Annotated in this window: 19 protein-coding genes; 12 read left to right on the top strand and 7 right to left on the bottom strand. The window is 64.4% G+C overall.

The features are described 5' to 3' along the window. The first annotated feature begins 6 nt into the window (after window positions 1-6). Complete coding sequence (locus tag IEW63_RS13020; protein ID WP_188637070.1) at window positions 7-258, top strand: YfhL family 4Fe-4S dicluster ferredoxin; 252 nt, start codon at window positions 7-9, stop codon at window positions 256-258. Beyond that, window positions 258-1,940 carry a gamma-glutamyltransferase gene (gene ggt / locus IEW63_RS13015; RefSeq protein WP_188637142.1) on the top strand — a complete coding sequence of 561 codons (1,683 nt, stop codon included), beginning with the start codon at window positions 258-260 and terminating at the stop codon, window positions 1,938-1,940. Before IEW63_RS13020 ends, ggt begins: the two co-directional genes overlap by 1 nt. Here the strand turns inward: ggt and IEW63_RS13010 are convergent. The 5 genes from IEW63_RS13010 to IEW63_RS12990 all read right to left on the bottom strand — a co-directional run bounded on the left by IEW63_RS13010 (window position 1,927) and on the right by IEW63_RS12990 (window position 6,878). Next, complete coding sequence (locus tag IEW63_RS13010; RefSeq protein WP_188637069.1) at window positions 1,927-3,708, bottom strand: Na/Pi cotransporter family protein; 1,782 nt, start codon at window positions 3,706-3,708, stop codon at window positions 1,927-1,929. The genes ggt and IEW63_RS13010 overlap by 14 nt on opposite strands. Window positions 3,709-3,768: 60 nt before the next feature. After that, window positions 3,769-4,050, bottom strand: a complete 282-nt coding sequence (locus tag IEW63_RS13005; protein ID WP_229710523.1) for a hypothetical protein — start codon at window positions 4,048-4,050, stop codon at window positions 3,769-3,771. 215 nt (window positions 4,051-4,265) lie between these two features. Then, window positions 4,266-5,078: a bifunctional DNA-formamidopyrimidine glycosylase/DNA-(apurinic or apyrimidinic site) lyase gene (gene mutM / locus IEW63_RS13000; RefSeq protein WP_188637067.1), complete on the bottom strand. Its 813-nt coding sequence runs from the start codon at window positions 5,076-5,078 to the stop codon at window positions 4,266-4,268. Window positions 5,079-5,109: 31 nt separating this feature from the next. Next, window positions 5,110-6,453, bottom strand: coding sequence for a hypothetical protein (locus tag IEW63_RS12995; protein WP_188637066.1), 1,344 nt, complete (start codon window positions 6,451-6,453; stop codon window positions 5,110-5,112). Then, entirely contained in the window at window positions 6,450-6,878 is a 429-nt protein-coding gene (locus IEW63_RS12990; RefSeq protein WP_188637065.1) for a PaaI family thioesterase, read from the bottom strand. Before IEW63_RS12990 ends, IEW63_RS12995 begins: the two co-directional genes overlap by 4 nt. A 230-nt stretch (window positions 6,879-7,108) precedes the next feature. On the opposite strand from IEW63_RS12990, the gene IEW63_RS12985 reads away from it, so the two are divergent. The 5 genes from IEW63_RS12985 to IEW63_RS12965 all read left to right on the top strand — a co-directional run bounded on the left by IEW63_RS12985 (window position 7,109) and on the right by IEW63_RS12965 (window position 11,844). Continuing rightward, window positions 7,109-8,623: a 3-hydroxyacyl-CoA dehydrogenase gene (locus tag IEW63_RS12985; RefSeq protein WP_188637064.1), complete on the top strand. Its 1,515-nt coding sequence runs from the start codon at window positions 7,109-7,111 to the stop codon at window positions 8,621-8,623. A gap of 4 nt (window positions 8,624-8,627) precedes the next feature. Next, the gene (locus tag IEW63_RS12980; RefSeq protein ID WP_188637063.1) at window positions 8,628-9,827 is read left to right on the top strand and encodes a 3-oxoadipyl-CoA thiolase; all 1,200 of its coding nucleotides are present in this window, start codon (window positions 8,628-8,630) and stop codon (window positions 9,825-9,827) included. A gap of 226 nt (window positions 9,828-10,053) precedes the next feature. Continuing rightward, entirely contained in the window at window positions 10,054-10,350 is a 297-nt protein-coding gene (locus IEW63_RS12975; protein WP_188637062.1) for a hypothetical protein, read from the top strand. Between the two features lie 26 nt (window positions 10,351-10,376). Continuing rightward, window positions 10,377-10,859, top strand: coding sequence for a YbhB/YbcL family Raf kinase inhibitor-like protein (locus IEW63_RS12970; protein ID WP_188637061.1), 483 nt, complete (start codon window positions 10,377-10,379; stop codon window positions 10,857-10,859). Between the two features lie 178 nt (window positions 10,860-11,037). Further along, window positions 11,038-11,844, top strand: a complete 807-nt coding sequence (locus IEW63_RS12965; protein ID WP_188637060.1) for an acyl-CoA thioesterase — start codon at window positions 11,038-11,040, stop codon at window positions 11,842-11,844. A gap of 11 nt (window positions 11,845-11,855) precedes the next feature. Here the strand turns inward: IEW63_RS12965 and IEW63_RS12960 are convergent, their stop codons facing one another. Together IEW63_RS12960 and IEW63_RS12955 are read right to left on the bottom strand one after the other, a co-directional pair. Then, window positions 11,856-12,524: a crotonase/enoyl-CoA hydratase family protein gene (locus IEW63_RS12960; RefSeq protein ID WP_188637059.1), complete on the bottom strand. Its 669-nt coding sequence runs from the start codon at window positions 12,522-12,524 to the stop codon at window positions 11,856-11,858. 2 nt (window positions 12,525-12,526) lie between these two features. Beyond that, window positions 12,527-14,152 (bottom strand): AMP-binding protein, encoded by a 1,626-nt coding sequence (locus IEW63_RS12955; RefSeq protein ID WP_188637058.1) that lies wholly within the window; start codon window positions 14,150-14,152, stop codon window positions 12,527-12,529. A 195-nt stretch (window positions 14,153-14,347) separates the two neighbouring features. Here IEW63_RS12955 and IEW63_RS12950 point away from each other — a divergent pair, with 195 nt between their 5' ends. The 5 genes from IEW63_RS12950 to IEW63_RS12930 form a co-directional block, all read left to right on the top strand. After that, window positions 14,348-15,133: an IclR family transcriptional regulator gene (locus IEW63_RS12950; RefSeq protein ID WP_188637057.1), complete on the top strand. Its 786-nt coding sequence runs from the start codon at window positions 14,348-14,350 to the stop codon at window positions 15,131-15,133. Window positions 15,134-15,271: 138 nt separating this feature from the next. Continuing rightward, window positions 15,272-17,365 (top strand): 3-hydroxyacyl-CoA dehydrogenase NAD-binding domain-containing protein, encoded by a 2,094-nt coding sequence (locus IEW63_RS12945; RefSeq protein WP_188637056.1) that lies wholly within the window; start codon window positions 15,272-15,274, stop codon window positions 17,363-17,365. Between the two features lie 58 nt (window positions 17,366-17,423). After that, a complete protein-coding gene (locus tag IEW63_RS12940) occupies window positions 17,424-18,620 on the top strand; it encodes an acyl-CoA dehydrogenase family protein (protein WP_188637055.1) in 1,197 nt (398 codons plus the stop codon). A 10-nt stretch (window positions 18,621-18,630) separates the two neighbouring features. Then, complete coding sequence (locus IEW63_RS12935; protein WP_188637054.1) at window positions 18,631-19,764, top strand: acyl-CoA dehydrogenase family protein; 1,134 nt, start codon at window positions 18,631-18,633, stop codon at window positions 19,762-19,764. Window positions 19,765-19,938: 174 nt separating this feature from the next. Continuing rightward, the coding region (locus IEW63_RS12930) for an electron transfer flavoprotein subunit beta/FixA family protein (RefSeq protein WP_444542581.1) at window positions 19,939-20,243 on the top strand (305 nt) is incomplete at its 3' end.

Here is a 20,243-nt window from a genome sequence, read left to right as displayed (position 1 = left end):
CAGAAGATGGCCCTGATCATTACCGACGACTGCATCAACTGCGACGTCTGCGAACCGGAATGCCCCAACGGGGCCATTTCCCAGGGAGAGGAAATCTACGTCATCGACCCCAACCTGTGCACCGAGTGTGTGGGCCATTTCGACGAACCCCAGTGCCAGCAGGTCTGCCCGGTTGATTGCATTCCCCTTGACCCGGACCGGGTCGAATCCCGCGAGCAGCTGATGGAAAAATACAAGCTGCTGACCGAGGCGTCATGATGCTTCGCAGCCTGGTACCCGCGCTGGCGCTGCTGCTGAGCCTGACGGTCCAGGCAGCCCCCGCGCCCGGCCAGCAGGCCATTGCCAGCGCCCACCCCATCGCTACCGAAGCCGGCCACCGGATCATGGACCAGGGCGGCAACGCCTTTGACGCGGCCATTGCCGTGGCCGCTACCTTGGCGGTGGTCGAGCCCTACGGTTCGGGCATCGGCGGTGGCGGCTTCTTCCTGCTGCGCCAGGCCGGCGAGGATGAACCGCAGTATCGCTTCATCGACGCCCGGGAGACCGCACCGCTGGCCGCCCACCGGGACATGTTCCTGGACGAGCAGGACAAGCTGAAGCGGGTAATCAACGGCCCACTGGCCGCCGGTATTCCCGGCACCCCCGCTGCGCTCGCGCACCTGGCCGGACACTACGGCAGGCTGCCCCTGGCGCAGAGCCTGGCACCGGCGATCGCTGCCGCCGAAGAAGGCTTCGCTGTTGGCGAAAGTTATCGCACCCTGGTCGGTTTCCGCCTTGACGCCATGCAGCAGGACGCGGAAACCGCACGCATCTTTCTCAGGGACAACCAGGCGCCGGCCGCGGGTGACCTGGTACGCCAGCCCGAGCTGGCCGAGACCCTGCGCCGGATGGCAGAACATGGCCACGCCGGATTCTATTCCGGCCCGCTGGCCGAACGGCTGGTCAGTGGGGTCAAGGCGGCCGGTGGCATCTGGGAGCAGGGCGATCTGGACAGTTACCGCGTCATCGAGCGTGATCCGGTGCGCTTCAGCAGTCGCGGCTTCGATGTGATCACCTCCCCCCTGCCCTCCGCCGGCGGCATTGCCCTGGCCGGCATTCTCCAGGGCATGGATCAGCTGCCCGAGGCAGCCCATGGCTCGGTGCAGTGGACCCATCAGCTGGTTGAACTGATGCGCCGCACCTACCGCGACCGGGCGGTACTGCTGGGTGACAGCGATTTTGTCGAGGTGCCGGAGGAGCGGCTGCTGTCAGTCGATCACGCGCGCCGACTGGCCGCCGGTGTCGATCCGCAGCGGGCCACGCCGAGCCTGGAGCTGGGCCCCGCCATCCCCTTCCATGAAGGCACCAACACCACGCATTTCTCGCTGATCGACCGCGAGGGTAACGCCGTGGCCGCCACCCTGAGCGTCAACCTGCCCTTCGGCGCCGCCTTCACCGTGCCGGGTACCGGTGTGCTGCTGAACAACGAGATGGATGATTTTGCCGCCGACCCGGATGGCCGCAACAGCTATGGTCTGGAAGGCAGCGAGGCCAATGCCATCGCCCCGGGCAAGCGTCCGCTGTCGAGCATGACGCCAACGATGCTGGAAAATGAGAACCAACTTGCGGTGCTCGGTACACCCGGCGGCAGCCGTATCATCAGCATGGTGCTGCTCGGCACCCTGGAAGCGATGGCAGGCCGGCCGGTGGAGGAGTGGGTCAGCCGCCCGCGTTTCCATCATCAGTACCTGCCCGACCATATCCAGATCGAGGATGCGGCCTTCAGTGCCGAGCAACGCCGGGCGCTGGAAAAACTGGGCCATACGATCAAGCCGGTCGGGCGGGATTATGGCGACATGCAGGTGCTGCAGTGGGACAAGCGCAGGGCCGAGATCAGTGCCGCCAGCGATCCCCGCGGCGAAGGCGAGGCCACTGCCAGACGGCCCGTCAGGCGAGACTGACCACCTCTTCCCGCCGCTGCCGCTCGTCGCCCGGCACATACTGCCCCAGCCCCGCATGGGCCCGCAGCAGATGCCGATGGATCCGCTGCATGTAGTGCAGATCATTGAGCAGCGAGGTGGCCTGCCAGCCATCCAGTTCCCGATTGCGCAGCTGCTGATGCAGCTCATGCTGAAACCCATCCATGAACAGCTGCGCCCGCGCCTCGCTTGATTCGATCTGCTGCAGCCGTTCCTGGCCGGCCGCGGCGTCCGGCCAGTCGCGCAGCTCCAGCAATGTCAGCCCGCACTGCTCGCGCAGCCGGTCATAGGCCCGGCGCAGCGTCGGCTGGTTGCTGTCGATGTGTCGGCGCAGGTTGGTCTGCAGGTGCTTGGCCGCCTTCACAGCGGTGACCAGATCGCGCGCCGCCATGGAAAGATTGAGCATTGCCTGCTGCTGTTCGGGCAGCAGCGACACGTCCATCCGCGACATGAACTCGACGATATCGGCATAGATGCCCTTGATGTGCCGCTCATAGAGCGCCTCGGCGTCCTCCCGCAGGGCCATGGGAACCGGCTGGCGTACCGCTTCGTGAAGGGCTGCCGGGCCCATCGCGGTGAAGTCGTCGGGCAGATACACCGCAGTAGCCACCACCTGACGGCTCAGGCCCGCCAGGTGGTGCAGTTCCTGTTCGAGCACCCGCAGGGCGGTATCGGCGTGCAGCAGCGCCGACTCGTTGATGTATCTTGCCCGGGCACGGGATTGCTCGCTGAGCCGCCCCGCTGTCGTTGCCGGGTCGTCATCCGGCAGCCAGCGCTCCAGCAACCGTACCAGATAGAAACTCCAGGGCAGCACCAGCGCCAGGCCGAACAGGTTGTACAGGGTATGGAAGATGGCCAGCTTGAGCATGTGCGCATCGGCGGCCAGGCCACCCAGCTCCGCCAGCCACTCCACCGCCGCCATCAGCTGGTGCAGCAACAGCAGCGCCGCACCGGCGGTGACCAGATTGAAGATCAGATGGGTAGCGGCAATGCGCCGCCCGGCATTGTTGCTGCCGATCGCCGCAAACAGTGCGGTGGCGGTGGAGCCCAGGTTGGCGCCGATGACCAGCGCCAGCGCAGCCAGGGTCAGCACCAGGGTGGCATGGCTGGACTGCATGATCACCGTGGCCAGCGCGCCGAGCAGCACGAACAGCAGCACCCCCGACCAGCCGTCAACGGCATGGCGGCTGAGATCGAACGCCCCTTCGAAGCCGCTGAAGCCGGTCTTCATCAGATCGATGCCCAGGAACAGCAGGCCGATGCCCAGCAGTGCCAGCCCGCCTCCGCGCCAGCCGGCTTCATCGCGGCGGGCAAGAAACACACCGAATGCCAGCATCGGCATCGCCAGCTGCGCCATGTTCAGCTTGAGCCCGGCGAGGGCGATCAGCCAGGCGCCGGAGGTGGTGCCCAGGTTGGCGCCCAACACCAGGCCGACACCGCCCAGGGTATTGATCAGACCGGCGCTGAGAAAGGCGATGCCCAGCAGCGTGACCAGCGTGCTGGACTGGACCAGTGCAGTGCTGACCACGCCTACCAGCAGGCTCTTACCGAGACCGTCGGTACTCCAGTTCAGCCAGCGCTCCAGGGCACCGCCCGACAGCGCCCGGAAGCCCTCTTCCAGCCGGCCGATGCCGAGCACGAACAAGCCGACACCGGCGGCCAGCGTGGCCAGCTCGTTGCTCCAGATCATCAAGCCGAGCAATAACAGCAGCAGAGCCGGAAACCAGGCCTGCCTGATCAGTTTCTGCATCCCAGGCCCCGACAGACTACAGACAACCCCCCGCTACCGTACTACCCGGTGTGCAGGGTCCTACCAGCTGCTTTCGTCCTGCTGCTTGCGACCGTAGCCGGCCTTGGTGCAGCCCAGGCAGCGCATGAAGGTTTCCCGACCCGGGCGCACCACCAGTTCCTGCCCCGCCTCGGCGGTGTTGCCGGCCAGCGCGGTGAACGGCAGACTGACGACAAAGGCAGCGGCGCCCACCGCCGTGATGGCCGCGCCGATCGGCCTGGCAATGATCAGGTCGCCGACCATGGCGAAGATGCCGGGGTTGTCGACATTCTCCTGATAACCGTAGTTGGCCTCGGTGGCCATGACACTGCCGGCGAGCAGCATGCCGGCAAACAATGCTGTGAAGTGACGAGACAGGCGCATAGTGGTAATCCCTGATGGTGAGCCCGATAAGCGGCGTTATTGGTGTTATCCCGGCGCCCCATCCCGGAGCGCCATCCTCAGCATTGTAGGCATAATCAGCCTGCCAGGGAACGTGTCGGGCCGGCAAAAGGCTACCGGGCGCACATTTTTGCAGCTCAGCGCTGGCAGCGGCGGCAGAATACCGTGCTGCGCTGACCGAGTCGGCATTCCGACAGGGTGGTACCACAGACCTTGCACAGCTGACCGCCCCGGCCGTAGACGAACAGCTCCTGCTGGAAGTACCCCGGCTTGCCATCTCCGCCGATGAAGTCGCGCAAAGTGGTTCCGCCACTCTCGATGGCACGCGCCAGCACCTTGCGGATCTCCCCGGCGAGCAGATCATAGCGGGCCCAGCTGATCCGGCCGGCCTCCCGGCGCGGATCGATGCCGGCGGCGAACAGCGCTTCGGTGGCATAGATGTTACCCACCCCGACCACCACCGCGTTGTCCATGATGAACGGCTTGACCGCCATGCTGCGCCGGCGCGACAGCTGATACAGCCGCGCGCCGTCGAACTCCTCTGACAGGGGCTCCGGGCCGAGACTGGCCAGCAGCGGATGCACCTCCCCGGCGCGCTGCCAGAGCATGGCGCCGAAGCGCCGCGGGTCCGTGTAGCGCAGGGTGAGGCCGCTATCCAGTTCGATATCGACGTGCTCGTGCTTCAGCGCGGGGGTGGCAGCCGGCACCAGCCGCAGACTGCCGGACATGCCCAGGTGGCAGATCAGCGTGCCGCCGCCGATATCCATCAGCAGATACTTGGCGCGGCGGCGGACCGCCGTGAAGGTCTGGTCCTCGATCTGGATCGCCAGATCCTCGGGAATCGGCCAGCGCAGCCGGGCATCCCGCACGATCAGGCGGGTAACACGATGGCCCTGCAGATGCGGGGCGATGCCCCGACGGGTAGTTTCGACTTCAGGTAGCTCAGGCATCAGTACCTTATCCTTCTGCGGCCGACCGGAATCAGTTGACCAGCCAGTGAATGATAACCAGCAGGGCAATCAGCAGGGGAATGGCAGTCGCCACGAAGGGACCATTCCATCTGAATACCACCTGGTACGGACTGACCTCGCTGTAACGGGACAGGATCAGCGTCGACGGCCCGAACGGGGCGAAGATCATGGAGATGGAGAAGCCGCAGATCAACCCCACCGCCGGGGTGAGAATGGGTACCCCCAGCCGCGCCAGCTCCGCCAGCAGGCCGACCATCAGCGCCAGCGAGACAATCGGCGCGATGCCCACCAGCGCCAACAGGATGATCCCGAGCAGGCTGCCCGTGGCAAGCACCACGCTGTACTCCGGCTTCAGCGCCAGCCAGGCGGCCAGCTGCTCAAGAGGCACCGTCGCGCCGAGCATTCCGCCCATCAGCGCAGCGCAACCAAAGATGAACATCTCGTTGTGCATGGCCACCAGGTTGTCGGTCATCTGTTGCATCACACGCCGTGGCGAGCGCTCGCGCCAGAGCAGGTAAGCCGCCATTCCCAGCGGAATCAGGATCATCGCCGCCTGGGATGGACTCAGAACCGAGACCGAGGCCAGCAGCCCGATGGCGCTCAGCCCCAGCAGGCTCCCAAACAGCAGCTGCCCCATGCCACGGGCCGGCGTGCCATCGCCGATATGGTCACGCAGCGCCACCAGATTACGGTTTTCCCGACGCCAGCCCACCAGCAGCAACAGCACCGCTGCGGTCAGGCCGTAGGGCAACATGCCGGCCCAGCTCAGTTCCGGCATCTCCCGGGTGAGCATGGCGATGGTCACGCTGGTTGGCGCCACCAGCGGCACCAGGGCGAAGCCACGCAGGGTCGCCAGCATGACCACGCGCATGCCGGAGCGGCGCTGCGCCTCATCCAGAGGATACTGCTGCAGATGCTGCTGCAGCGTACCGCACATCAGGCTCATCATGCCGAAGTTGAGAATCGAACCGATACTGCCGGCGGTCAGTACATAGCGCGGGTAGAGCCACAGTGGCCGCCCGGTCAGCAGTGCCTTGTGCATCTCGCGCAGATGCGGCAGATGCCGGGCCAGCAGCTGGATGAGCCCCAGCGCGCCGAGGAAGCTGGTGTAATAGGCCATGGCGCTGGCCAGCTGGCCCCACAGCGCCGGCTCCGGATCGCCGAATGCCAGCAGTGCGATCAGCATGCCAAGGGTAATCAGCCCCAGTACCCGGGGATAGACAAGCAGTCGCCGGTAATGCAGCAGGTAGTAGGCGGCCAGCGCCGCCGCGGCAGCCCAGCTCAGGTGCGGCCACTGCCCGGCCAGCGCCAGCAGCTCGAGTCCCACGCCCAGCGGCAACAACAGCGCTGTCATGGCAGATCTCTGCGCAGCGCACCCTTCTTGAATACACCTTCGCCGAAGGCCAGCAGGGTGTCGTGGTCATCGAGCAGATCACAGCTGGCCATGAAGATCTTGTGACCCTGCTTGCGACAGGTCGCCACCGCCCGCACCCGCGCACCCTCGCCGGCCGGCGCACTGAAGTTGACGTTCATCGACAGGGTGATCGCCACCCTGCGCTCCTCCGGATCGTCGGCGTGGGTGCCGCACAGCCCCATGGCCACATCCAGCAGACTGGCCACCACCCCGCCATGCAGGTTGCTGGCATTGTTGAGGTGACGCTTTTCCAGCGTCAGGCCGATTACCGCGCGCTGGGGCTTGAACTCCAGCAGCTCGGCACCCAACTCCTGAAAGAAACCGGTCACCGAATTCTGCACGGCCAGATTCTGGTCTTCACTCATGGATGTCTCACTCACGATTTACCTGACGGCCGACGCGACGGCGGCGGCAGCAGTATGCCACGGGGCGGCATGCGCGTAACGACATTGGCTGGGCTGATGGCGGTGCATAAGCCGATAAATGTGCCGGCCGACTTGCACTGGATCAGCCCAGGATTTACTCTCGTTACACATTAAACGGAATATGGTTCCGCATGGCGGAACAGACGATCAGAGTACCGAGGAGCACCCACATGTTCAACCGTATCGGCGTTATCGGCGCCGGGGCCATGGGCCGCGGCATTGCCCAACTGTTCGCCACCAGCGGTCAGCAGGTCCTGCTGTTCGACACCCGAGCCGAGGCCATCGACGACGCCCTCGCCTTCAACCGCAACCTGCTCCAGCGCCAGGTCGCCAAGGGCAAGCTCAGCGAGGCGGAGTTCGAGGCGATCAACGCGCGTATGCAGCCCGCTGCCGAGCTGCAGCAGCTCAGGGACTGCGACCTGATCATCGAGGCCATCGTCGAGATCCTGGAAGTAAAGCAGAAGCTGTTCACCGATCTGGAAGCCATTGTCAGCGACGACTGCCTGCTGGCCACCAACACCTCGTCGCTGTCGGTCACCCGCATCGCCGCCGGCTGCCGCCGCCCCGAGCGGGTCGCGGGCTTTCACTTCTTCAACCCCGTGCCGCTGATGAAGATTGTCGAGGTGGTGCGCGGCTCCCGTACCGAGGAGCGCTACATCCAGGGCCTGGTCGACCTGGCCGAGAAGGCCGGTCACTTCCCGGCGATTACCCCCGACACCCCCGGTTTCCTGGTCAACCACGCCGGCCGCGCCTTCGGCACCGAAGCCCTGCGCATGCTCAGTGAAGGCGTCGCCACGCCGCAGCAGATCGACCGCATCCTGCGCGACGGCCCGGGCTTTCGCATGGGGCCCTTCGAGCTGTTCGATCTGACCGGGTTGGACGTGTCCCACGCGGTGATGGAGTCGGTGTACGAGCAGTTCTACCACGACCCGCGCTACACCCCCTCCTTCATCGCCGGTCAGCGCGTCGCCGCCGGCCTGCTGGGCCGCAAGACCGGCCAGGGCTTCTACCGTTATCAAGACGGCCAGAAGATCGAGCAGCCCGAGCCTGCGCCGGAGACCGTGCTGATCAACCGGCCGTTCTGGCTGCAGAGCGATGACCCGGGGCTGCGCAGCCAGGTCGCTGCCGTGCTGCAGGCCGCCGGCGCCACCCTGGAGACTGGCGATGCGCCGTCCGCCGAGGCCATCTGCCTGGTGACGCCGCTGGGTGAAGACTGCACCGCCGCCCTGACCCGCCTGGGCCTGCCGGCGGCGCGCACCCTGGCCCTGGACAGCTTTGCCAGCTGGGACAAGCGCCGCACCCTGATGCGCCAGCCCGCCGCCGAGGCCGATGTGGTTGCCCAGGCGCGCCAGGCCCTGGCCGCCGATGGCGTGCCGGTGGAAGTGATAAACGACTCCCCCGGTTTCGTCATCCAGCGGCTGATTGCCAGCGTGGTGAACCTGGGTACCGAAATCGCTCAGAAGGGCATCGCCACACCGGACACACTGGACCGTGCCATCCAGCTTGCGCTGGGCTACCCGAAGGGCCCGCTGGCCTTCGGCGAGCACTACGGCAAGCAGGTCATTCTCACCGTTCTCAACAACATGCAGGCCACCTATGGCGAGCCGCGCTACCGTCCCAGCCCCTGGCTGCGCCGCCGCGTCCAGCTCGACCTGCCGTTGACCGCCCCCGATTTCCAGGAGTAATCCGATGACTGCTTATATCTATGATGGTTTGCGCTCGCCCTTCGGCCGCCACGCCGGTGCCCTGGCGCCGGTGCGCCCGGACGACCTGCTGGCCGAGGTGATCCGCGCTGTGGTCGCCCGCAACCCCTTCGACGGCCAGGACTACGAAGACATTGTCATGGGCAATACCAACCAGGCCGGTGAAGACGCCCGCAACGTCGCCCGCCACGCCGGCCTGCTGGCCGGCCTGCCCCAGGAAGTGGCCGGTGTCACCGTCAACCGCCTGTGCGGCTCGGGTCTGGCTGCCATTCTCGATGCTGCCCGCGCGGTGAAGTCCGGCGAAGGCGAGCTGTTCCTGGCTGGCGGCGTGGAAAGCATGAGCCGTGCACCCTTCGTCATCGCCAAGAGCGAAAGCCCCTACTCTCGCGACTTCCGCGCCTTCGACAGCACCATCGGTGCGCGCTTCCCCAACCCGAAGGTGGAAGAACAGTACGGTGACGACACCATGCCGCAGACCGCCGACAACGTAGCGGCGGACTTGGGCATCAGCCGCGAGGAGGCCGACACCTACGCCGCTCGTAGCCAGGCGCTGTACGAGAAGGCCCGTGCCGAAGGCTTCTTCGCCGAGGAAATCCACCCCATCGAAGTGCCCCAGGGCCGCAAGAAGCCGAACAAGGTGGTAGACCAGGACGAGCACCCGCGCCCGTCCAGCGACCTGGAAGCCTTGGCCGGCCTGCGTCCGCTGTTCGGTGGTGGTGTGGTCACCGCCGGCAACGCCTCCGGCGTCAACGATGGCGCCGCGGCCCTGATCATCGGCAGCGAGGCCATCGGCCAGAAGTACGGCATCAAGCCCCGTGCCCGCATCCTCGCCGGTGCTGTTTCCGGCGTTGCGCCCCGCATCATGGGCCTGGGCCCGGTCGAGGCATGCAAGAAAGCGCTCAGCCGTGCCGGTCTGACCCTGGACGACATGGACGTGATCGAGATCAACGAAGCCTTCGCCGCTCAGGTACTGGGCTGCGCCAAGCAGCTGGGTATTGCCTTCGACGACCCGCGCCTGAACCCCAACGGTGGTGCCATCGCCGTCGGCCACCCGCTGGGCGCCTCCGGCGCGCGCCTGACCCTGACCGCCCTGCGCCAGCTGGAACGTACCGGCAAGCGTTATGCGCTGGTGAGTCTGTGCATTGGGCTGGGCCAGGGTGTTGCAGCGGTGATTGAGCGGGTCTGATGGTCTGCTCCCCCTCTCCCCAGCCCTCTCCCGCAAGGGGAGAGGGAGCAGTGCTGATGCCGCTGATAGTAGTGATGTCAGACATACACCGCTGCGCTCCCCTCTCCCCTTGCGGGAGAGGGGCGGGGGGAGAGGGGGAATCCACCCCCGCGAACCACCCCCGGAACTTCTGACCCCACACCAATCTCTGCTATGGTATCGATCCCATCGAACCGGAAGCGCCCCGATGCAACTGAACACCAATCCCTTTGAATGGCTGGGCCAGGCCTTTGGTACCCTTGTCCGGCTGATTGTTGATGGTCTGGCCTGGGTGTTCGACATGCTCAGCGGCGCCAGCAGCGCCTTCGTCCACGGCTTTTCCCGGGCGCTGGGGGTGGACAGCAGCATTCTCAGCATCGCCTTTGTCATTCTCGGGCTGTTCCTGATCTACCTCGGTTTCAGCTCGTTCATCAGAAAGCGATTCATCCGCGGGATCATCTGGCTGTTGCTCGGCCTCTGGTTGCTGAGCAGCCTGATCCGTTAGTCACCTTCCTGGATAAGGAGAACACCATGGGTTTTGCCTTGAATCTCGACCTGCAACTGACCAGCGGCGCCTTCGCCAACGACGGCCCCATCCCCACCCGCCATACCGGCGAAGGCGAGGACGTCTCCCCGGCCCTGAGCTGGAGTGGCGCGCCGGCCGGTACAAAAAGCTTTGCCGTGATCTGCCACGACCCGGATGCCCCGCTGGTGTCGGCCAACGGCACCTACGGTTTCGTGCACTGGGTGCACTACAACATTCCGGCTGATGTCACCTCTTTGCCCGAAGGGTGCAAGCACCACACCGATGGTCCGACCAACTTCGGCAAGCCCGGCTATGGCGGCCCCATGCCTCCTGAGGGTCATGGTCAGCATAAGTACTACTTCTGGATTCTTGCGCTGGATTGCGAGCCGAATCTGGAGGACGGCCTGGACATGTGGCAGCTGCTGGCGAAGGTCGAGCCTCACACCCTGGCGATGAACCGTCTGGTCGGAACCTACCAGCGCGGCTGAGCCGTGCGGTACCGCCAGACCTGATGCCCCATGATCCCGGCCTGCGCCGGGATCATGCTTTCCGGCCCCGTGTATCGCCACTGTGCATGCCGCCGGATTCACGGGGCGATATCAGCTTGCCCACTGCCCCTGCAGTACCTAGGATGTGCGCCACCCAAGCCTGCCAATGGAAACAATAATGAGCAGTCATCTGTTTGATCAGGCCATCGCCCTGACGCCGCTGGCCCCCAACCTGTACCGGGGGGAGACCAGCGAAGCCTTCGAGAACATGGTTGGCCCCTTCGGCGGCTCAACCGCTGCCACCCTGCTGAATGCGGTGCTGCTGCACCCGCAGCGTCTCGGCGACCCGGTGTCGCTGACGGTCAACTTTGCCGGACCGGTAGCGGCCGGCGAGTTCGAGATCGAGGCCACACCGCTGCGTACCAACCGTTCGACCCAGCACTGGCTGATATTGCAGAAGCAGAATGGCGAGGTAGTGACCAGCGCCACCGCGTTTTTCGCCAACCGGCGCGAGACGCTGACCGAGCAGCCCCTCGGCCCGCCTGCGGCTCCTGCCCCCCAGACGCTTCAGCGAATCGATCTGAGCATCCGCAACTGGTTCAGGCAGTATGACTTCCGCTTCGTGCATGGCATTCCGCTGATGCGCCGCCCGGCAGACCAGCCGGCCGACACCGAATCACTGCTGTGGGTGCGGGACTTTCCCGAGCGCGCTCTGGACTATGCCTCGCTGACCGCGCTGGGTGATGTCTTTGCGCCGCGCATCTTCATGCTGCGCGAGACCTTCACGCCCTCCGGCACGGTATCCATGACGCACTATTTCCACGCTACCCGCGATGAACTGGAGAAGGTGGGGACCGGTTTCGTGCTGGGCCAGGCCCGGGCGTCGAGACTGCACGCCAACTATTCGGATCAGGTGGCGCACCTGTGGTCGGAGGATGGCGTCCTGCTGCTGACCAGTACCCAGTCGGTCTACTTCAAGGAGTAGACCGACCGGTCTCAGCCGCGCACGCCGGTCAGCGCGGCGATAACATCGGCGCGCAGGGGCGCGTTGAGCAGCAGGCGGGTTTCCCGGTAGGCCCGGCGATTCAGCGCTGCCAGTTGGCGAACCTTTTCCCTGGCCCGTTCCAGCAGCTCGCCGCCGGTGGCCAGCTCATCGTAGAAACCAGCCTCCAGCGCCTGCTCAGGGGTGAGCTTCTGCGCCTGCAGCGCGCAGCGATTCAGCCACTGCGGCGCCAGACGACGCGCCTGGGGCATGGCGGCATCGGGCATGGTCATGCCGATGGCCACTTCGTTCAGGGCGATATTGAAGGCGCCGGCCGCACCGATGCGGTAGTCCGCCAGCAGCAACATGAACGCCGCCTTGGCCATCGCATGGCCGGTGCTGGCGATCACCACCGGCGCCGGGTAGTCGAGCAGCGCCAGCGTCAGCCGATCCCCGGCAGCACGCATGGCGTCGCACTCCGGGCCACCGGACTCGATCAGCGCACGGTCGTAACCCGCGCTCAGGCAACCGGCTCGCCCATATATAAGCAGGGCCGCATCGGCAGCCTGAGCCTCGGCAATGGCAGCCAGCAGCTGCTGCAGCATGCGCTCGGACAGGGCATTGACCTTGCCGTCGTCCAGTGCAATTTCGGCAACGCCATCAGCGATGGTCAGACTCAGCATGGTCATGCTCCGGCTTGTGCCCGGGCCTCATCGCGAAGCACCCGGCGTAACAACTTGCCCACCGAGGACTTGGGCAGGTCATCACGGATCTCGATGAAGCTCGGCACCTTGTAGCCGGTCAGTTGCTCACGGCAGTGGGCGATGATGTCGGCCTCGGTCAGGTTCTGGTCATGCAGGCTGACATACAGTTTGATCGCCTCGCCCTTGCGCTCGTCCGGAATGCCCACGGCAACACACTCGCGGATGCCGGGATGGCGCATCACCGCATCCTCCACATCGTTGGGGTAGACGTTGAAGCCGGAGACCAGAATCATGTCCTTCTTTCTATCGACCAGCTTGAGGAAGCCGTCCTCGTCGATGACGCCGATATCGCCGCTCTTCAGCCAGCCATCGGGGGTGAAGGTTTCGGCCGTGGCTTCCGGACGCTGCCAGTAGCCGGCCATGACCTGCGGCCCGCGGATCAGCAGTTCGCCGGGCTCACCGGGAGGCAGCTCGTTGCCCTCGTCATCGACGATCTTCAGCTCGGTATCGAGGATCGCCTGGCCGATATAACCTTCGCGGTAGGGCGTGTTGGCAGTGGCAGCAATCACCACCGGCGAGGTCTCGGTCATGCCGAAACCTTCCCGTATCACGTTGCCGGTGCGCTCCTGCCAGCGCCTGGCCACCGCCAGGTTCAGCGGAGCACCACCGGAGTTGACCCATTTGACGTTGCTGAAGTCGACGGTATCGAATTCGGGGTGGGCCATCAGCGCAACGAACAGGGAGTTGATGCCGGTGAACAGGGTGATGCGGTGCCGGCGCATGTCGGCGATCATGCCGTCCAGATCCCGCGGATTGGTGATCAGTACACTGTTGAAACCGGTGAATACCGACGCCAGGCAATTGGCGGTGAAAGCAAAGACATGGTACAGCGGCAGGGGCGAAACCCGCACCTCGTTGCCGTACTCCACCTCGCCGGGGCTGAGAATGCTCACCGCCTGCAGCACGTTGCTCAGCAGATTGCGGTGGGTCAGCATGGCGCCCTTGGACACGCCGGTGGTACCGCCGGTGTACTGCAGCACCGCCAGGTCATCCAGCCCGCGCTGCGGCTCCACCTCGGGCAGGGTCCGGCCAAGGCGCAGCGCCGCCATGAACCGCGTTTCGTCCTCGGCGCCGGCCTCTTCCTGCGGGTTGCCCCAGTCATCGACACTGGTAACGATCAGTCGCTCGATACAGGTATCCTGCTGGATGCTGCGCACCAGCGGCACCAGCCGGTCCAGCACTACCACGGCGCGGGCACCGGAATCGCGGAACTGGTGACGGGTTTCCGGAGCCGTGTACTGGGGGTTGGTGTTGACTATGACCAGACCGGCCTTGAACGCGCCGAAGATGCTCACCACATACTGCAGCAGATTGGGCAGCTGGATGGCCAGCCGATCACCGGGCTGCAGGCCCGCCCCGTGGCGCAGATAGCGGGCAAACGCATCGGCATGCTCGTGCAGCTGGTTGAACGTCAGAGACTCCGCACCACAGGAGAAGGCTGGCCTGTCCGCATAATCCCGCCGGGCCTTGTCCAGCAGATGGAACAGGTTGGTGTGACCGAGATCGGCCAGCCGGCCGGCAACAACACTCGATTCTGGTGTGGACATCGGAACCTCTTTATTGGACTATTATTTTGCAGTGCGAAATACAATACCAAAAAGATGCTATTCTATCCTTCGCGGCTGTGCAATCGTCCGAACAAATCATAACAATTGCCGTGCAAACGCCTGGTTCGCCATGCCAGCCCGGGTTCAAGAATGAAGAAAGACTTTACGGATGGATTAATCAAGGGCTTACCCTCCATGAATGACGATCAGGCAGAACAAACCCCCATCAAGGACCGCAAATTTGTCGAGGCGCTGTCGCGTGGACTGGACGTCTTGCGGGCATTCAGTCAGGGCTCGGTGGTCATGGGCAATCAGGACATTGCCCGCATCACCGGTCTGCCCAAGCCGACCGTCTCGCGCATGACCTATACGCTGACCAAGCTGGGCTATCTCTCCTACTCTCCCCAGCTTGAGAAATACCAACTGGACTCCGGCGTGCTCGCCCTCGGCTATGCCTACGTATCCAATCTCCGGGTTCGCCAGCTGGCCAAGCCCTATCTCGACGAGTTCGCCCGTAACACCAATACCTCGGTAGGCCTGACCTGCCGCGACCGGCTGTCGATGATCTACGTCGAGAACTGTCGCCCCGCAGAGGTCACCTCGCTGCGCATGGATGTTGGCGTACGTCTGCCGCTGGCCACCACTGCGGCCGGCCGCGCCTATCTGGCGGCACTGAAGGAGGAGGAGCGCAAGCACGTGATGAGCGCTCTGGCAGCCCGCAACCCGGAGACCTGGCCGGAACTGGAAGCCCAGCTCGAACAGGCTTTCGCCGATTACGCACAGTACGGGTTCTGCCTCTCCCTGGGAGACTGGGACCGCAACGTCAACGCGGCGGGTGTGGCCCTGCACCTGCAGGATGGCACCATCATGGCGCTGACCTGCGGCGCGCCGACCTATCTGGTGTCCGAGGAGAAGGTGAAGAACCAGCTGGCCCATCAGCTGGCGATTCTCGCTCGCGATATAGAACGCCTGGGCGTGTAACCATCACGCCCCTTTATGAGCAGCCATTTACCGATGGGCATCGACAACGCTTTGTAAGTTTTGTATTTTGCCCTGCGAAACATGGTTTCATTATTTCGCACAATGAAACTCATCTGATTGCATCACAGGAGGTTCAGCATGTCCGAGGTCGTTACCCTGGAACGGCAAGGCGCCGTTGCCGTCATTACCGTCAACAACCCCCCGGTCAACGCCCTTGGCGTGGCTGTGCGTGACGGACTGCAGAAGAGCTTCAGTGCCGCCGAGGCCGATGCCGAGGTCAAGGCCATCGTGCTGGTCTGCGAAGGCAATACTTTCATCGCCGGTGCCGACATCAAGGAATTCGGCAAGCCGCCGCAATCCCCGAGCCTGCCGGAAGTGGTCAACGGCATCGAAGCCGGCAGCAAGCCGAGCATCGCCGTGATCCATGGCACCGCCCTGGGTGGCGGTCTGGAAGTGGCCCTGAGCTGCCATTACCGCATCGCCCGCAAGGACGCCAAGGTCGGCCTGCCGGAAGTGAAGCTGGGCCTGCTGCCCGGTGCCGGTGGCACCCAGCGCCTGCCCCGTGTAGTGGGTGTCGAGAAGGCGCTGGACATGATCGTCAGCGGTAACCCCATCGCCGCCACCGAAGCCGAGCAGCTGGGCGTGGTGGATGAGCTGTTCGAGGGCGAGCTGCTGGCCGCCGGTCTGGCCTTCGCCGAGAAACTGATTGCCGAGGGCAAGGGCCCGCGCCGCACCGGTGAGCGCACCGACAAGCTGGAAGGCGTGGACAACGCCGCGCTGGTTGCTGCCAAGCGCGCCGAGATCGAGAAGAAGACCCCGGGTCTGTTCTCGCCCCAGCGCTGCGTCTCCGCCGTTGAGGCCTCCTTCACCCTGCCGCTGGAAGAAGGCCTCAAGCGCGAACGCGAGCTGTTCGGCGAGTGCCTGGTATCGCCCCAGCGTGCCGCCCTGGTGCATGCGTTCTTCACCGAGCGCCAGGCCTCCAAGGTCGATGGGCTGCCCAAGGACACGCCGGTACGCGACATCAAGTCCGCCGGGGTCATCGGTGGCGGCACCATGGGCGTCGGCATCGCCATGTGCTTTGCCAATGCCGGCATTCCGGTCAAGATCCTCGAAATCAGTGAAGAGGCCCGCGACAAGGCCATCCAGCGCGCCCGCGATACCTATGGCATGAGCGTCAAGCGCGGCAGTCTGACCGAAGCGGCGCTGGAAAAGCGCATGTTGCTGATCAGCGGCATCACCGATTACGCCGACCTGTCTGACGTTGATGTTGTGGTGGAAGCCGTATTCGAGGAAATGGGCGTCAAGCAGAAGGTCTTCGAGGCACTGGATGCCCACTGCAAGCCCGGCGCCATTCTGGCCAGCAACACCTCCTCGCTGGACCTGAATCAGATCGCCCGGTTCACCAAACGTCCCGAGGACGTGGTCGGCCTGCACTTCTTCAGCCCGGCCAACGTCATGCGTCTGCTGGAAGTGGTGCGCGGCGAGAAGACCAGCGACGAAGTGCTGGCCACCGCCATGGCCATCGGCAAGAAGCTGAAGAAGGTTGCCGTGCCGGTTGGCGTTTGCGACGGCTTCGTCGGTAACCGCATGGTGTTCCAGTACGGCCGCGAAGCCGAATTCCTGCTGGAGGAAGGCGCCACCCCCGAGCAGGTCGACGCTGCGCTGCGCAAGTTCGGCATGGCCATGGGACCCTTCGCCATGCGCGATCTGTCCGGTCTGGATATCGGTCTGGCCATCCGCACCCGCCAGCGTCAGACACTGCCAGCCGAATACAAGCTGCCGACCATCCTCGACAAGATGGCCGAGGCCGGCATGCTCGGCCAGAAGACCGGCAAGGGCTTCTATGTCTATGAGAAAGGTTCGCGCACCCCGCTGCCCAACCCGGAGCTGCCGGCCATTCTGCAGGCCGCTTCGAAGGAACAGGGCATGGAGCGCCGCGAGCTGAGCGACGAGTACATCATCGAGCGCACCATGTACGCCCTGATCAACGAAGGCGCCAAGATCCTGGAAGAGGGCATTGCCCAGCGTGCCAGCGATATCGACGTCATCTACATCAACGGCTACGGCTTCCCGGCGCACCAGGGTGGCCCCATGTTCTATGCTGACGCGATCGGCCTGGACCGTGTGTATGCCCGCATCTGCGAATTCCACGAGCAGCACGGCGCCTGGTGGAAGCCGGCTCCGCTGCTGGAAAAACTGGCCAAAGAAGGTCGCAAGTTCGCCGATCTCTGAGACTTATCCGCCGGGGCGTCCGCGCCCCCGGCGAGCTGAACAACAACGAGGACCCAACATGGAAATCCATTACTCAGCTGAACAAAACGCCTTCCGCGAAGAAGTGCGTGAATTCCTCAGGCAGGAACTGCCGGCAGACATCGCTGCCAAGGTCAAGCTCGGCAAGCACCTGACCAAGGCTGACCACGAGCGCTGGCAGCAGATCCTGTCCCGCAAGGGCTGGTATGCGCCGGGCTGGCCGGTAGAACACGGCGGTACCGACTGGGGCCCGGTGGAAAAGCACATCTTCGACGAAGAGAGCTCCGCCGCCGGCGCGCCGCGCACCATCCCCTTCGGCGTCGCCATGGTCGCTCCGGTGATCATCAAGTTCGGTACCGAAGAGCAGAAGCAGAAATACCTGCCGCGCATCCTGTCCGGGGAGGACTGGTGGTGTCAGGGTTACTCCGAGCCGGGCGCCGGTTCCGACCTGGCCTCGCTGAAGACCCGCGCGGTGCGCGATGGCGATCACTATATCGTCAACGGCCAGAAGACCTGGACCACCCTGGGCCAGCACGCCAACATGATCTTCTGCCTGGTGCGTACCGATCCGGAAGCCCAGCAGCAGCGCGGCATCTCCTTCCTGCTGATCGATATGGACACCCCCGGCATCACCGTGCGTCCGATCATCACCCTGGACGGCGACCATGAAGTCAACGAAGTGTTCTTCGACGACGTGCGCGTACCGGTCGAGAACTTGGTAGGTGAAGAGAACAAGGGCTGGACCTGCGCCAAGTACCTGCTGACCCACGAGCGTACCGGCCTGGCCGGCATCGGTTCGTCCAAGGCCGCTCTGAGCCACCTGAAGAAGATTGCTGCCAAACAGCAGAAGGGCGGCAAGTCACTGCTGGAAGATCCGCTGTTCCGCGCCCAGATCGCCGAAGTGGAAATGTCCCTGATGGCTGCCGAGATGAGCACCCTGCGCATTGTCGCCGCGGCTTCCGAAGGCGGTGTGCCGGGCGCCGAGAGCTCAATCCTCAAGGTCCAGGGCACCGAGATCCGTCAGGCCATCACCCACCTGATGCGCAAGGCGCTCGGCCCCTACGCCCTGCCCTTCCTGCCGGAAGAACTGGAAGGCGACTTCGACGGTGAGTACCTGGTAGCCGATTACGCGGCGGCCCCGGCTTCCACCTACTTCAACATGCGCAAACTGTCGATCTTCGGCGGATCCAACGAGATCCAGAAGAACATCGTCTCGAAAATGATTCTCGAACTCTGAGGAGCCGACCATGGACTTCAAACTGACTGAAGAGCAGCAGATGCTGCAGGACACCGCGGCCCGCCTGGTTCGCGACGTTTATACCTTTGAAAAGCGCCTGGAATTCAGCGACAGCGAAGCCGGCTACAGCACCGAGTTCTGGCAGCAGCTGGGCGAGCTGGGCCTGACCGCCATCCCCTTCTCCGAGGAGCTGGGCGGTTTCGGCGGCAGCGGCGTGGAAACCATGCTGATCATGGAACAGCTGGGCCGTGGCATCTGCCTGGAGCCCTACATGGAGTCGGTCATCCTGGCCGGCGGTCTGATCGGCCAGCTGGGCAATGACCAGCAGAAGGAAGAACTGCTGGGCGCCATCGCCAGCGGCGAACTGCAGGCCGCCGTGGCTCTGGAAGAGCCGAGCAGCCACTACAACCTGTTCGACGTGCAGACCACTGCCCGCCAGAACGGCAGCAGCTGGAGCCTGAGCGGTCGCAAGGCCGTGGTGATCGGCGGCCACACTGCCGGCAAGATCCTGGTTTCCGCCCGCACCGCCGGTGACGTGCGTGACCAGCAGGGCATCAGCCTGTTCATCATCGACCCGAACGCTCAGGGTGTCAGCCGCCGCGTGTACTCCACCATGGATGGCCGCAAGGGTTGCGAGCTGTTCCTGGACAACGTCCAGGGTGAACTGCTGGGCAGCGCCGGCGATGCCTACGACGCCATCCGCTACCAGAGCGGGCGTGCCATCGCCGCCCTGTGCGGCGAAGCCGTCGGCGCCATGCGCGTGGCCTGCGACCTGACCCTGGATTACCTGAAGACCCGCAAGCAGTTCGGCGTGCCGATCGGCAAGTTCCAGGTACTGCAGCACCGCATGGTGGACATGGTCAGCGAGCTGGAGCGGGCCACCTCCATGGCCATTCTGGCGGCCTGTCTGGCCGATGACGAAGACAACGACGAGCGCAGCGCCAAGCTGTCCGCCGCCAAGTTCATCGTCAACCGCGCTGCCCGTTACGTGGCCGAACAGTGCATCCAGCTGCATGGCGGCATCGCCATGACCTGGGAGTACAACGGCGCCCACTACGCCAAGCGCCTGGTCATGATCAGCCACCAGTTCGGTGATGACGATCATCACCTGGAAGCCTATTCCAACCAGCTGGTTGTTGCCTGAGGCCACAGCCCTGATCGGGAAACAGGCTTTTGTCCTGTTTTCCCGGTCAATTCATCGTAAATTCAGCCTCAAGGTACTATCGGTCAGGAAAAGCGACCGGTATGCTAAGGCCCCTTTTAATGTCATGCGCCGCTCCATGGTGGCGTTTCACAGACTTGCGGAGGACTAACGTCCATGAAAATCCTCGTCGCCGTAAAGCGCGTGGTTGACTACAACGTCAAGGTTCGCGTCAAGGCGGACAACAGCGGTGTCGACCTCGCCAACGTCAAGATGTCCATGAACCCCTTCTGCGAAATCGCCGTGGAAGAAGCCGTACGCCTGAAGGAAAAGGGTGTCGCCACCGAGATCGTTGCGGTCACCGTGGGCCCGACCGCGGCCCAGGAGCAGCTGCGTACCGCCCTGGCACTGGGTGCCGACCGCGCCATTCTGGTCGAGAGCAACGACGACCTGAACTCGCTGGCCATCGCCAAGCTGCTCAA

The sequence above is a fragment of the Halopseudomonas pertucinogena genome (genome assembly GCF_014646575.1).
GTDB lineage: Bacteria > Pseudomonadota > Gammaproteobacteria > Pseudomonadales > Pseudomonadaceae > Halopseudomonas > Halopseudomonas pertucinogena.
The sequence above is the reverse complement of the archived record's forward strand: the minus strand, read 5'-3'. Positions and strand labels throughout refer to the sequence as shown.